8 protein-coding genes and 1 riboswitch are annotated in these 14,842 nt (G+C 37.3%); of the genes, 7 read left to right on the top strand and 1 reads right to left on the bottom strand.

What is annotated here, in order from left to right; genetic code table 11:
- The first annotated feature begins 389 nt into the window (after positions 1 to 389).
- The 3 genes from EO244_RS02605 to EO244_RS02615 all read left to right on the top strand — a co-directional run bounded on the left by EO244_RS02605 (position 390) and on the right by EO244_RS02615 (position 5,415).
- A complete protein-coding gene (locus EO244_RS02605; protein WP_129252663.1) occupies positions 390 to 2,222 on the top strand; it encodes a DNA topoisomerase IV subunit B in 1,833 nt (610 codons plus the stop codon).
- A 69-nt stretch (positions 2,223 to 2,291) separates the two neighbouring features.
- Positions 2,292 to 4,901 (top strand): DNA gyrase/topoisomerase IV subunit A, encoded by a 2,610-nt coding sequence (locus EO244_RS02610; protein ID WP_129252665.1) that lies wholly within the window; start codon positions 2,292 to 2,294, stop codon positions 4,899 to 4,901.
- A gap of 4 nt (positions 4,902 to 4,905) precedes the next feature.
- Entirely contained in the window at positions 4,906 to 5,415 is a 510-nt protein-coding gene (locus tag EO244_RS02615) for a shikimate kinase (protein WP_129252667.1), read from the top strand.
- Between the two features lie 130 nt (positions 5,416 to 5,545).
- Here the strand turns inward: EO244_RS02615 and EO244_RS02620 are convergent, their stop codons facing one another.
- A complete protein-coding gene (locus tag EO244_RS02620) occupies positions 5,546 to 8,812 on the bottom strand; it encodes a S41 family peptidase (RefSeq protein WP_206734461.1) in 3,267 nt (1,088 codons plus the stop codon).
- A 535-nt stretch (positions 8,813 to 9,347) separates the two neighbouring features.
- A riboswitch (SAM riboswitch) is annotated at positions 9,348 to 9,454 on the top strand.
- A 442-nt stretch (positions 9,455 to 9,896) separates the two neighbouring features.
- Between EO244_RS02620 and EO244_RS02625 the strand changes: the two genes are divergently transcribed.
- The 4 genes from EO244_RS02625 to EO244_RS02640 all read left to right on the top strand — a co-directional run bounded on the left by EO244_RS02625 (position 9,897) and on the right by EO244_RS02640 (position 14,842).
- Positions 9,897 to 11,204 carry an O-acetylhomoserine aminocarboxypropyltransferase/cysteine synthase family protein gene (locus tag EO244_RS02625; protein ID WP_129252669.1) on the top strand — a complete coding sequence of 436 codons (1,308 nt, stop codon included), beginning with the start codon at positions 9,897 to 9,899 and terminating at the stop codon, positions 11,202 to 11,204.
- A 39-nt stretch (positions 11,205 to 11,243) separates the two neighbouring features.
- A complete protein-coding gene (locus EO244_RS02630; protein ID WP_129252670.1) occupies positions 11,244 to 12,257 on the top strand; it encodes a homoserine O-acetyltransferase family protein in 1,014 nt (337 codons plus the stop codon).
- 8 nt (positions 12,258 to 12,265) lie between these two features.
- Entirely contained in the window at positions 12,266 to 13,456 is a 1,191-nt protein-coding gene (locus EO244_RS02635; protein ID WP_129252672.1) for a homoserine dehydrogenase, read from the top strand.
- A gap of 78 nt (positions 13,457 to 13,534) precedes the next feature.
- Complete coding sequence (locus tag EO244_RS02640; RefSeq protein ID WP_129252674.1) at positions 13,535 to 14,842, top strand: aspartate kinase; 1,308 nt, start codon at positions 13,535 to 13,537, stop codon at positions 14,840 to 14,842.

Below are 14,842 nucleotides of genomic sequence, written 5' to 3' on the forward strand. Positions count from 1 at the left end.
TATCTCTGGCCTTTTTGTATTAGAGGGGTATTGATAATCCAAATTTAAGAGATGATAGATGTATTTCTTAACAGGATTCTTTCATGTGTTTTGTTTCGGATCTCTTTGTTTACGGTGTGTCTGGCTCTTTAGATACGCTCCAATTAATAGGCTGTTGATAAACTGCTTTCGGATAAGTCATACTTTTGGTTATATTTGTGGGTGGCTGATTTTTCCGGGATAGCTTCGAGTTTAAAATTTTACTGAGAAGAAAAAATTCTATCTAAATCTGCCGGATTGAAGTGTAGGTTGTTTTTTTAAGCTGATTCACTTTTTCATACCTATATTTCATTGCCAAAGTTCTTGAGTATAAAGAGCTTTTATTGTTAACATTTTGAGCGCTTCATTATATGACAGCTAAATATTCAGAAGATTCAATTAGAACACTTGATTGGAAAGAGCACATTCGTAAACGTCCGGGTATGTATATCGGAAAACTTGGCGATGGTTCTTCCCATGACGATGGTATTTATATCCTGATCAAGGAGGTTATCGATAATTCTATCGACGAATTTGCGATGGGAGTTGGTAAATCTATTCATGTTGATATTACAGATAGAACTGTTAGTATTCGTGATTTTGGTCGCGGTATTCCTTTAGGTAAAGTTATTGATGTAACGTCGAAAATGAACACGGGAGCCAAATACGATTCTGCTGTATTTAAGAAATCTGTCGGTTTGAATGGTGTTGGTATTAAAGCTGTGAATGCGCTTTCAAATATATTTGTCGTTGAATCTTACCGCGAAGGGGAGATGAAAAAGGCTTCTTTTTCGAGAGGCGAATTGGTTAGTGAAGAAGAGATTCAGCCAAGCGAAGAAAAAAATGGGGTGAGAATTACCTTTCATCCCGATCAGGAAATGTTTTCGAATTACCGTTTTATAAGTGAGTATATTGAAAGTATGCTTAAGAACTACGTTTATCTGAACGCAGGTCTTTCGATCTATTTTAATGGTAAAAAGTTTTTATCTAAAAACGGACTTCTCGATCTGTTGCATGAGAATATGAATGGGAAATGCCTTTACGAGGTAATTCATCTAAAAGGTGATGATATCGAATTGGCAATGACTCATGGACATCAGTATGGCGAAGAATACTACTCATTTGTTAATGGTCAGCATACTACGCAGGGCGGTACACACTTAGCGGCCTTTCGCGAAGCGGTTGTAAAAGCTGTTCGCGATTTTTATAAAAAGGATTTTGATACTTCGGATATCAGAACCTCGATTATTGCAGCGATTAGTATTAAAGTACAGGAGCCTGTTTTCGAATCCCAAACCAAGACCAAACTGGGATCTAAGGATATAGGTCCGGACGGGCCTTCAGTTCGAAATTTCATTATGGATTTTGTGACGTCGAATCTGGATAATTATCTGCACAAAAATCCTGAGGTTGCTGATTCAATTTATAGAAAAATTCTGGAGTCGGAGAAGGAGCGTAAGGCTATCTCCGGGATTAAGAAAATAGCTAAAGAAAGAGCTAAGAAAGCAAATCTGCATAATAAGAAACTTCGCGACTGTCGGGTTCACTTTAATTCGACTCATGAAAATAAGTCAGAAGCAAGTATTTTTATTACCGAGGGAGATTCGGCAAGTGGATCGATCACCAAATCGAGATCGGTGAACACACAGGCTGTGTTTAGCTTGAAGGGAAAACCATTAAATACCTATGGTTTAACAAAGAAAATCGTCTACGAAAATGAAGAGTTTAATCTCTTACAGGCTGCATTAAATATTGAGGATGGTCTGGAAGGCCTGCGCTACAATAATGTGATAATTGCGACTGATGCCGATGTCGATGGGATGCATATTCGTTTGTTGCTGATAACTTTCTTTCTTCAGTTTTTCCCAGATGTGGTGAGAAGTGGTCACTTGTATATTTTACAAACACCATTGTTCAGAGTTCGAAATAAGAAAACAACTAAATATTGTTATTCTGAAGAAGAAAAAGAAAGAGCCATAAAACTTTTAGGTGTTAATCCCGAGATAACCCGATTTAAGGGTTTGGGTGAAATTTCTCCTGATGAGTTTAAATATTTTATTGGAAAAGATATTCGATTAGAGCCAGTCTTGATGAAGAAAGAGGAGTCGGTTTCAGATATGCTTTCTTTTTATATGGGTAAAAATACCCCTGATAGACAAGAGTTTATTATCGAGAACCTTCACGTTGAAAGAGACGAGATATAATTGAATTATTGATAAAGAATTAAGGATAAGAACTAATTATTAGTTCAAAATAATATAAGCCTGCAGAACATGAGTATCGAAGAGACTGAAGGATTGGAAACCCCCGAAGAAAGAGACGAGCAAATCGAGGAACAAAGCTCCGAAACATTGCGAAATGTGACCTATTTGTCGGGAATGTATCAGAATTGGTTTTTAGATTATGCATCATATGTGATTCTTGAACGTGCTGTTCCATATGTGAATGATGGTTTAAAACCTGTTCAGCGTAGGATACTGCACGCCATGAAAAAGCTGGATGATGGTAGATACAATAAGGTTGCTAACATCATCGGTCACACCATGCAATATCACCCCCATGGTGATGCTTCGATTGGTGATGCTTTGGTGCAGTTGGGTCAGAAAGACTTATTGATTGATATGCAGGGAAACTGGGGAAATATTCTGACAGGAGATTCTGCAGCAGCACCTCGTTATATTGAGGCTCGGTTATCGAAGTTTGCTTTGGAAGTGCTTTTTAATCCGAAAACAACCAATTGGAAACAATCATACGATGGTCGTAATAAGGAGCCAATTACTTTGCCTGTAAAATTCCCATTGCTTTTGGCTCAAGGGGTTGAAGGGATTGCTGTAGGCTTGGCATCTAAAATTTTACCCCACAATTTTCACGAACTTTTAGCGGCATGTATTGCTTACCTTAAGGGCGAGGAATTTGAAATTTATCCCGATTTTCCAACTGCCGGGATGGTTGATGTTAGCCGATACAATGACGGTTTGCGTGGAGGAGCAGTTAAGGTGCGGGCACGCATCGAAAAGGTTGACAGTAAAACGCTTAAGATTGTTGAGATTCCATTTGGAAAAACAACCTCAACCCTGATTGATTCGATTATTAAAGCGAATGAAAAGGGAAAAATCAAGATTAAAAAAATTGATGATAATACGGCGGCTGATGTGGAAATTATGATACATTTAGCCAATGGTATTTCTTCGGATAAAACGATTGATGCTCTTTATGCATTTACAGACTGTGAATATTCAATTTCGCCTAATGCCTGTATTGTTGAAGATGATGTGCCTAAGTTTATTGGGGTTCAGGAGATTCTGAAACGTTCAGCGGATAAGACGGTTGATCTTTTAAAACTTGAACTTGAAATCCGTAAAGACGAGCTTGAAGAAGCCTGGCATTATGCATCGCTTGAGCGCATTTTTATTGAAAATAGAATATATCGGGATATTGAAGAATGTGAGACTTGGGAGTCAGTAATTGAAACCATTGAGACGGGGTTGAAGCCTCATATAAAACACTTGATGCGTGCTGTTAATCAGGATGATATTGTTCGATTGACTGAGATTAAGATTAAGCGTATATCAAAATACGATATCAATAAGGCAACTGATTTTATCAAATCAATCGAAGATGAGATTGAGGAGATTAAAGTGCATATTGCCAATATTATACCTTTCACCATTCGATATTTCCAATCGATTAAGAAAAAGTATGGAAAAGGTAAAGAGCGTAAGACTGAAATCAGAAACTTCGATAGTATTGTAGCCAGCAAGGTTGTCGTTGCTAACGAAAAACTATATGTGAATTACACTGAGGGTTTTTTGGGAACTGGTCTTAAAAAGGATGAATACTTATGCGATTGTTCTGACATAGATGATGTAATTATTTTCCGTAAGGATGGAAGCTATTTCATAACAAAGGTGGCGGAGAAATTGTTTATTGGACAAAATATTGTACACATTGCAGTCTTCCGTAAAAACGATAAGCGAACCATTTATAATGTGGTTTATCGTGATGGTAAGGCTGGAGTTTCGTATGCAAAACGTTTTAACGTTACGGGCTTAACTCGCGATAAGGAATACAATTTAACTAAGGAAACACCTGGTTCAAGAATCACTTATTTTAGTGCGAACCCGAATGGAGAAGCCGAAATTATTCGTGTACTTCTTAAACCTCAAGGTCGTATTAAAAAGCTGAATTTTGAATATAATTTTGCAGATCTTTTGATTAAGGGACGGGCCTCAATGGGTAATATTTTGAGTCGGACACCTATTCAGAAAATTAGTTTGAAACAGGAAGGTATTTCAACTTTAGGAGGTCGGAAAATTTGGTTTGATCCTGATGTTTTACGTTTGAATACAGAAAAACGCGGGGATTATATTGGTGAGTTTATTGGTGAAGATCAAATACTGGTTGTACTTCGGGATAATACGTTCTATTTGAGTAGTTTCGATTTAAGTAATCACTATTCTGATCAGATTAGCATTATTGAGAAATTTGATTCAGATAAGGTTTGGACTGCAGTTTTCTTTGATGCTGACCAAGGCTATTACTACTTAAAACGTTTTACGATGGATGGTAGTACAAAAATGCAAGGTTTCATAGGTGATAATAAAGAGAGTAAGCTGATTTGTCTTTCCGATGAAACTTCTCCTCAGTTTGAAATCATATTCGGAGGTGCACAGATTGACAGACCAGCTGAAAGAGTCGATGCTGAAGAGTTTATTGCTGTGAAATCGTTTAAGGCCAGAGGTAAGCGATTGACTACCTATGAGGTATCTAAGATTATGGAAATTGAACCATTAATTCGCGAAGAGGTGATTGAAGATGACGAATTAGTGAATGAATATGATGAGGTAGAAAAGCCGGAAGTTCATTTAGTTGTTGAAGATTAATGAGATGGTCACTAAGTATATTTTTCTAATCGGTTATATGGGCTGTGGAAAATCCTATTGGGGGAAATCATTGGCAGCCAAATTGAATTATGATTTTATCGATTTGGACGAACTTATTGAGAGACGAGAAGGTTTAAGTATACCTGAGATATTTGAACAATTTGGTGAAACATATTTTCGCGAACGTGAGCAGTCTGCTCTGGATTCTTTAGCGACTCTCAAAGTGTCCACTGTAATTTCAACGGGTGGTGGAGCAGCTTGCTTTCATAATAATATGGAAAAAATGAATGCCATGGGTAAAACACTGTATTTAATGGCATCACCTTCAATTTTAAAGCAGAATATTTTAAAATCTGAAGGAACCCGTCCTATTGTGCAAGCTATTCCTGAAAGTGAACTTGAAGCTTATATTGCCAATCATCTTGAAGAAAGATTACCGTTTTATAAACAGGCACAGATAAGTGTTCATGTCGATGGATTGAAGCTTGAAGAACTTATTCGGCTATTTAAATAAGAATAGAATTAAAAGTATAAAAGAATGGCTAGTCATCCCGACTAGCCATTCTTTTTTTTTTATTAACCGTTCTCATTTTAAATGACCTCATCTCTCATTACTGAGAAGATGAGGTTTATAACAAACTATCTTATAAATTTTGAAGTAGATGTTTAACCGCTGCTTCAAGTTGTTGATCTTCACCTTGAGTCACCATTTCAAGATCATTTTTAACTTTAATATCTGGTTCTATTTGCTGATTTTCAATATAGTCACCTTTCATATCTTTAATGCCAACTTGTGGCATACCAAAATAAAGGCTCTTATCCTGAAGTGTTTCCCACCAAACAGCTGTCATTGTTCCGGGAACTGGCATTCCGATTAGTTTACCAATCTTAAGATACTGGTAGGCAAATGGGAAAGCGCAGGCATCTGAGTAGTTTCCTTCATTGATAAGTACCGCAGATGGTTTCTTCCATTTCGACATTGGATCTGAACCGAATAACTGATCACGAGGACTGAATTTTGCATACTCCTTACCGCTTAATAAGGTAATAAGATCGTCGTGCAACCATCCGCCACCGTTGAAACGTGTGTCAACGATAATGGCATCACGACTTCCGTATTTACCCAACATTTCTGAATAAACTTTACGGAAACTTTCCGAGTTCATCCCTTGTACATGAACATAACCAATTTTGCCATTCGAAAGTTTATCACACTTCTTTTGGTTCTCTCTAACCCAACGTTCGTAAAGTAACTCACTAATTCCTGAAACAGGCTTAACAGTCTCGTCCCAACGTTTTTTAGTTGTAGGATTGTAAAGACTTAATAGGACTTGTTTTCCGGATTTATGATTCAATAGAGGGTAATAACTGGTGTTTTTATTCAGACTAACGCCGTCAATTTTTTCGATGATTACACCTGCTTTAATTTTAGAATCCGCTTTATCTAAAGGCCCTTTTTCCAATACCTCGGCAAGTTTTAAACCATCGCCTTTGTAATTCCAGTCGAAGAATGCTCCCAGATTTGCTGTTTTGTCACCATTTTTAGAATTAGGGCGATAGCCTGATCCGGTATGTGAAGCATTGAGTTCACCCAATAATTCGCTTAGCATTTCTGCATAATCGTAGTTGTTGTTGATATGAGGTAGAAAACGCTTGTATTCTGCTTTGTAGAAATCCCAATCAACATTGTGTAGTTTAGGATCGTAGAATTTCTTTTTCATTTGACGCCACACATGCTCAAACATATAATCGCGTTCAGCAGCTTTATCCAAATACATTTCTGCATTATAGCTGATATCTTTACGCTTATTGCTTGCAACATCAACCTTAATAATACTACGTCCTGACATTAAGAAGAGATTTTTAGCTTCCTTGTCAAACTGCATTGCACCGCCACCACCATTTAGGGATAGTATTTTTTTTGTTTCATGTTCCACTAAGTCATTTACCCAAAGGTCGTATCCGCTTTCGAATTTGCTTAGATAGAATAGTTTTTTACCATCAGGGGTTAAAATTGCATCCGAAAGTTTCGACGGATTTATTGTTAGACAAACCTGACGATCTTCAAGACCTGAGAATTCAATTTTTAGGTCTTCTTTCTTTTTCTCATCTTTTTTGTCAGACTTTTTCTTCTTGTCTTTTTTATCTTTCTTTTTATCTGTGTCTTTGTTTTCAGCTTCTTCTTTTTTCTTTTTTGCTTCTTTCTCAACCTCTTCTTTTATCTGACGTTCTTCTTTTGAAAGTTTGAAGTCGTCAAAGGCTTCCTGAGTGAAGAATTGTGCATAAACATCATTCTGTGCTCCCCAACTACCGTGACTTCTGTAACCACGTTTATCAGTGAACCAAATCATAGCTTTACCTTTAAGCGACCATCTGGCAGAGTTGTCAGAATAACCACTTTCGGTTAAGTTTTTAATAGTTCCGTTACCTTGAGCATCTACCAGGGCAACATCAGACATGAATAGGGTATGTGGGTAGAAATTAACTAAAAACCATTTTCCGTCAGGAGACCAATCGTAGTGCTGGTCACCATCGCTGTATGAATAATTCCATTTGCCATCGAGGATGGTACGGATTTTTTTACTCTCAAGATTGATCACTTTAAGGATAACACGTTCTTCAAGAAAAGCCACTTCTTTTCCATCGGGAGAAAATTTGGCTTGGAAAGTTTCAGGTGTCGACTCAAGAACCACCTCTTCTTTCAATAGAGTTGAGTTTGCAAAGTTGGTTTCTACATCGCGAACAACTTTGGTTTGGTAAAGGTTCCAGCTACCATTTCTTTCTGAGGCATATAGTAAAGATTTGCCATCAGGACTGAAGCTAACACCGCGCTCTTGTTCGGGCGTATTGGTAATTCTTTTGGTAGTACCATATTCAACGGATGTAACAAAAACTTCACCACGAATAATAAAAGCCACTTCTTTTCCGTCAGGAGAAACAGCCATCTCTTCAGCACCGCTTCTCATGCGTTCGAAGCTGATTGGATTTTCTTTGATGTCGGTATTAATTGTAATATCAATTTTTTGTGCTTTTGCTCCGTTTGCCTGAGTATAAATGTCACCATTGTATGAGTAGGCAAGTGTATTATCCTTTGAAATACTTATAAAACGAACAGGGTGTTTTTCAAATTGAGTAATCTGTGTTAAATCGCTGGCATTATTAACAGGTGCTTTCCAAATGTTCATGCTACCACTTTTCTCTGAAAGATAATAGACATCTTTATTGTCCGGGCTGAATATAGGATTTAGATCTTCACCTTTGAATGAGGAGAACTTTGAGTGCTTTTTGTTCTTTACATCGTAAATCCAAATGTCGCGAGTTACGGCAGATGTGTGGTGTTTTCTCCATTGATCTTCGTAACCTTTGCGATCCTGATAAACAAGTAAGCTTTGATCTGAGTTGTAGTTCGCAAACAAAGCAGGTGAAGTTAGAACTTGATTTTCGCGACCACCGTTTACTGAAATACTGTATAATTCAGGAAGAGCTCCGGAAGGGAACATGGCATTCTCTGGTGTATCGCTGATAAGACTTGAGAATAAAATGAATTGACCATCAGGTGTAAAGCTACTTGGTTTCTCATTACCAGAATAGAATGTGATTCGTTTAGGGCTGCCTCCTTCTGAAGGAATGGTGAAAATATCAAAGTTCCCGAATCGATCTGATGCGAATGCAATCGTCTTACCATCAGGAGACCAAACGGGTTGAGTGTCATATGCTGAGTTAGATGTTAGGGCAGTTGCCATACCACCATTTGCATCGACTTTGAAGATATCTCCCTTGTATTGAAACACCAGTGTTGTTCCATCAGGTGAAATTGCAGGATAGCGAAGCCAGGTTGGCGTTTCTGCCCCCAAAAGACTTTTAGCTAATGCAACTAAGAAAGTTGTAATGAAGAATAGCTTTTTTATCATGTCTCAGTTTGTTAATTTAGTAATAGAGTCAAAAGCTTTTATCTAACTCTGAGATAAAATGCACATCGGAGTTCTTATCATATATCATGCCGAAATGTGCATTTTGCATGAAATCAATGTGTAATGTTTTTGCTCTGTTGTTTTATTTGTTCGAAGACGAACAACGAGTGTACGGTTTCGTACTTTGAGATAGAGCTGTTTAAAATTAAATATAATTTTAAAAATATTGTTATATAGATTGCCTGCAATAATCATGATATTTTGATTGAAGGATAATGGGAATTATTAGGATTAAAGATTATGATTTGATGATTGATCTGTACAACTGTGCGTGATGTGCAATAGGTCTAGATATAAGGTTTGAAAAATATTTTAAAAATAACAATAATACATAACTGATTGGCTAAAAGTTATTTGTGTGATGATTGGATTTGTTATTTAGATGGAAAAATACAGTCTGTGATTTGGAAAATAAAAAAACATTTTTACATTTGCCAACAGTTATAAGCAAAGAAACCTCTTTTTTTGAGGTGATAATTTATACAGAAGAAGTGAGAGAACAGGCTCTGTGACCTTCTGACAACCGCGGCTCCAAAACCGAAAGGTGTCAAATCCTGACCAAGTAATTGGTGAATATAAATTAGGAACTATGAAGACAGAAAATCAAAACATCAATCAGGTAGCTCAACATGAGCTAAACTTACATTTGCAAATCTTTAGTGCATCTACTCAAATGATGCGAATGCAAATGATGATGCGTATGCTATAACGCATTCTGTCTATAAAATTTCCCCTTTTTTAGATGCCGGTGCGTATAAAATAACTCCGATAAGGGAACTCAAACTCATTACTTGTTTTTTTTTCAGTATTTCATTGTGCCTGATTTTTCATCAGAGCAAAGAAATTGTACAATCAATTATCAAAGGATTAATACATCCTGTATTCTTTGTGCATCAAACTTTTAATGTGTTTGTGACAACATGAGTTCAGATTCCGGAACTCATCTATTCAATTTTATTTCATTAAAAATAATTGGAAAGTGATATTCCTTAAGGGGATATGCTGTCCTAAAAACAAGATAGCTATGTCTGAAAATTTAAGATACGAAACATTGCAAGTGCACGCAGGTCAGGAAGTTGATGCCGTAACAAACTCAAGAGCCGTTCCTTTATACCAAACCACAGCGTACACGTTTAATAATTCTGAGCATGCAGCCAATTTATTTGGCTTGAAAGAATTTGGGAATATTTATACCCGTTTGCAGAACCCAACCAACGATGTCTTTGAAAAGCGAATTGCAGCCTTGGAAGGTGGTGTTGCGGCTGTTGCAACCGGATCGGGGCAAGCCGCTCAGTTTCTGGCTTTAACCAATGTTTTGGAATGTGGAGATAACTTTGTGAGTGCTGCTCAAATCTACGGAGGAACCTATAATCAATTCAAAGTTCAGTTTAAACGTCTTGGTATTGAGTGTCGATTTGTTGACATCGATCAGCCTGAAACAATTGTGCCTTTAATCGACGAAAAAACGAAAGCCATCTATGTTGAAGCTTTACCTAACCCAAAATTTTCAATCCCTGATTTTGAGAAGGTTTCAGCGATAGCAAAAAAATATGATTTACCACTGATTGTAGATAATACACTGGGTGCAGGAGGTTATTTATTCCGACCTATTGAGCATGGTGCCAATGTGGTTGTTCAATCTGCAACCAAATGGATTTGCGGACATGGAACTGCAGTGGGAGGTGTTATTGTTGACGGTGGGAATTACAATTGGGGTAATGGAAAATTTCCTCAATTCACTGAGCCTTCCGAAGGGTATCATGGATTGGTATTCTGGGATATTTTCGGATCGGATGGCCCATTTGGAAATATTGCTTTTGCTATCCGTGCTCGTGTTGAGGGGCTAAGAGATTACGGTTGTAGTCAGAGTCCATTCAATTCATTTTTACTGCTTCAGGGCTTGGAGACCTTATCATTGCGTTTGGATCGTCATGTTGAAAATACAGAGGCTTTGGCTAAGTGGTTGGAAGAACAGGATTGGGTAGAAAAAGTGAATTATCCGGGCTTGCCATCGAGTCCTTATTACGAAAAGGCGAAGAAATATTTTAAAAAAGGAGCGGGTTCTGTTTTGACTTTTAAAGTCAAAGGAGGCAAAGCGATTGCTGATAAAGTGGTTGATAATGTTGAGTTGCTTTCACATGTTGCCAATTTGGGAGATGCAAAAACGTTGATTATTCATCCAAGTTCAACAACTCATGAACAGCTGAGTTTGGAAGAACAAAAAGAGTCGGGAGTAGAACCGGGCTTATTGAGAATTTCGGTGGGAATTGAACATATCGAAGATATCAAATCGGATTTGCTGCAAGCTTATATAAAGGCAAGTCAGGAGTAATCGTGAAATATTAAGACAACAATACAAAAATAGACTATCGTGAATCCAAAATATTACAAACATAAAGCAGGTTTAATTCTTGAGTCTGGACAACTTCTCCAGGATTTAACCATTGCTTATCATACTTATGGTGAATACGATCCGCAAAAGAATAATGTTGTGTGGGTGTGCCATGCACTCACAGCTAATTCAGATGTTTTCGATTGGTGGTCGGGTTTGTTTGGGGAAGATGATTATTTCAATCCCAAAGAGCACTTTATCGTTTGTGCTAATATTTTGGGTTCATGTTATGGTAGTACAGGGCCGTTAAGTGTATGTGAAGAGATTGGGAAACCTTATTATCATGAGTTTCCAAATTTAACCGTTCGCGATTTAGTTGCTGCTCATGAGATATTGAGATTGGAGCTGGGAATAGAACGAATTCACACTTTGATCGGAAGTTCTTTAGGTGGGATGCAGGCTTTGGAGTGGGCATATAATCTGAATAGCAATCTCGAACATTTGATTTTTCTTGCCAGTAATGCTCAGCATTCTCCCTGGGGGATTGCGTTTAATGAATCACAAAGAATGGCAATTGCTGTTGATCCTACATGGAAGGAGTCAACCAATGCGTCAGGTTTGGAAGGAATGAAAACAGCTCGTTCCATCGCTTTGTTGAGTTACAGAAATTATCAAACCTATCAGGATACCCAAAGTGAGACCGATCAAGATAAGCAGGATGATTTTAAGGCCAGCTCCTATCAAAATTATCAGGGGCTGAAGTTGGCGAATCGTTTCAATGCCTATTCTTATTGGGAATTGTCAAAAATAATGGATGGGCATAATATTGGTCGGGGAAGAATTTCTCCGGAAAAAGCCTTAAGTCAGATTCAGGTTAAAACCTTGGTTATAGGTGTTGAATCGGATCTATTATTTCCCATAGCAGAACAAAAATTTGTTGCACAAAATATACCTGGTGCTCAGTATGCTGAGATTAGTTCGCTTTATGGACACGATGGTTTTTTACTGGAGCAAAAACAATTAACAAAAGTTATTCAATCATTTTATAAATAAAACAGGTAATGAGTAAGACGTTAAAAATAGGCGTATTTGGTTTTGGTGTTGTGGGCTCTGGTTTGGCTCATGTTTTAAAAAATTCCAAGGGGCTCGATGCCTCAATTGTAAAAGTTTGTGTGAAGGATCCAACTAAGGAACGCGATTTGCCATCCGAATTCGTGACTTTGAATCCGGATGATATTCTGAACGATCCTGAAATTAATGTTGTTGCAGAGTTGATCGATGATGCAGATGATGCCTATCGTATTGTGAAAACGGCTTTAAAAAATGGCAAGCATGTGGTATCGGCAAATAAAAAAATGTTGGCTCATCATATCGAAGAGTTGATTCAGTTGCAGTGGGAACATAAGGTTTCTTTTCTCTACGAAGCATCGGCTTGTGGGAGTATTCCAATCATTCGAAATCTGGAAGAATATTACGATAATGACTTATTGCAATCGGTTAGCGGTATTTTGAATGGTTCGTCGAATTATATTCTAAGTAAAATATTCAATGAGAATCTTGATTATGGTGTTGCTTTAAAACAAGCTCAGGAATTGGGTTTTGCCGAAAGCAATCCAACTTCGGATGTGGAAGGTTTCGATACGCTTTACAAGTTGATTATTCTGACGGTTCATGGTTTTGGACTGTTTGTTCATCCTGATCAGGTTTTTAATATTGGTATATCCCGATTGTCAGCCCAGGATATTCAGTTGGCTTCTCAAAAAGGGTATAAAATTCGTTTGCTGGGTAAGGTTACAAAGGTGAATGGTAAGCATGTGAATTTATTGATTGCACCCAAGTTTGTGAAACCTACTGAACATGCTTACACCGTTGAAGACCATTATAATGGGGTGTTGATTCAAGGGAATTTTTACGACAATCAGTTTATGTATGGGAAGGGGGCCGGATCTCATCCAACAGGATCTGCAGTGCTTTCTGATGTGACGGCTCTTGCCTATAATTACAAGTACGAATACAAAAAGCTGAAATATTATGGTGGTTTAGAATATACCAATGATATGTCGGTTCAGATTTACTTGAGATATTCGAAAAAAGAAGATCTCGATTTATTCGAATTCACAGATATTTCAGAGTCATTAACAGGCAAAGATTTTAACTACGTTATTGGTCAGATCAATCTTTTAAACTTGATCAAGATTAAAGATCAGTTGGTTGATAAGGATCTGTTTCTGGCTTATTTGGGGGATGAGTAGTTTTTCTTTTTTACTTATTGGATGAATAATTAAGGATGATGAGAATTCATCTGACGCTTTTAAAAACGAACATAGAGTATGATCATATATAAGTTTGGGGGCGTATCTGTAAAAGATGCATCTGCCATAAGAAATGTCAGCAAGATAATAGGAGAGGCGGATGGATCTTTAACCGTTGTTGTTTCGGCAATAGGACAAACGACCAATTTGCTGGAAGAGATTATTGATGCTCACTATGCAGAGAAAACCAGTGCAAAGGATTTATTGGAGGAATTAAAACAGAATCATCTGACTTTGATTCTTGATTTGTTTGATGAATTTCCAACGAAATTGTTGACTGAAATTCAGACTCTTTTTTCAGAAATGGAAGCCCGAATCTCTCAACCTTTTACTCAGCCTTTCAATTTTGAATACGATCAATTGATTGCTTATGGCGAACTCCTGTCAACACGAATTGTATCTGCTTATTTGAATTTTGTTGGACAAAAGAATCAGTGGATTGATATCAGAACCTGTCTGGATGCGGATGATAAATATCGCGATGCCAATATTTGTTGGGAGAGTTCTGAAGAAAAGGTAAAGTTTCAATTTAGAGCTGAGGAAAATAGTTTGTATCTCACACAAGGGTTTATTGCTTCTGATTTTAAAGGGTATACCTGTACGCTTGGACGCGAAGGGTCAGATTATACCGCTGCGATTTTAGCTTATCTGCTGAATGCTGATGAAATGATTATCTGGAAAGATGTTTTGGGTGTTTTGAATGCTGATCCCGATTATTTTAGCGATACCGTGAAATTGGATCTAATACCCTATCAGGAAGCGATTGAATTATCATATTATGGTGCAAGTGTTATTCATCCCAAAACAATAAAGCCACTTCAGGCTAAGGCGATTCCTTTGAGAGTAAAATCTTTTATTAAACCATCACAAAAAGGAACTTTGATCACAAAAGGCGATTTTCCTCAACCATTATTGCCTAACTTTATAGTAAAGAAGAAGCAGATTTTAATTACGATAGAGCCACATAATTTTTCTTTTATTGGAGAGAATGATTTATTCTTCGTATTTTCTTTGATAAATAAATATGGGATTAAATTGAATTTTACGCAGAATACTGCCGTGAGTTTTGTGTTTTGCGTGAATCATTCCAATCGGTTTGTCAACGATTTGATTACAGATTTGAAAGAGAAGTATGACGTGTATCGTACGGATGGATTGGAATTGATAACCGTTCGGCATTATACGCCGGCTACAATTACTGAGATTACTGAGAAGCATCGAATTCTGATTGAGCAGAAAAATAAAAACACCGCTATATTTTTAAGCCAGGGCAGTCAGACTATTCCAGAGGTGGACTGCTGTTGTTTACAAGAAAAAAGACAATAA

Source organism: Ancylomarina salipaludis (assembly GCF_004122035.1).
Taxonomy (GTDB): domain Bacteria; phylum Bacteroidota; class Bacteroidia; order Bacteroidales; family Marinifilaceae; genus Ancylomarina; species Ancylomarina salipaludis.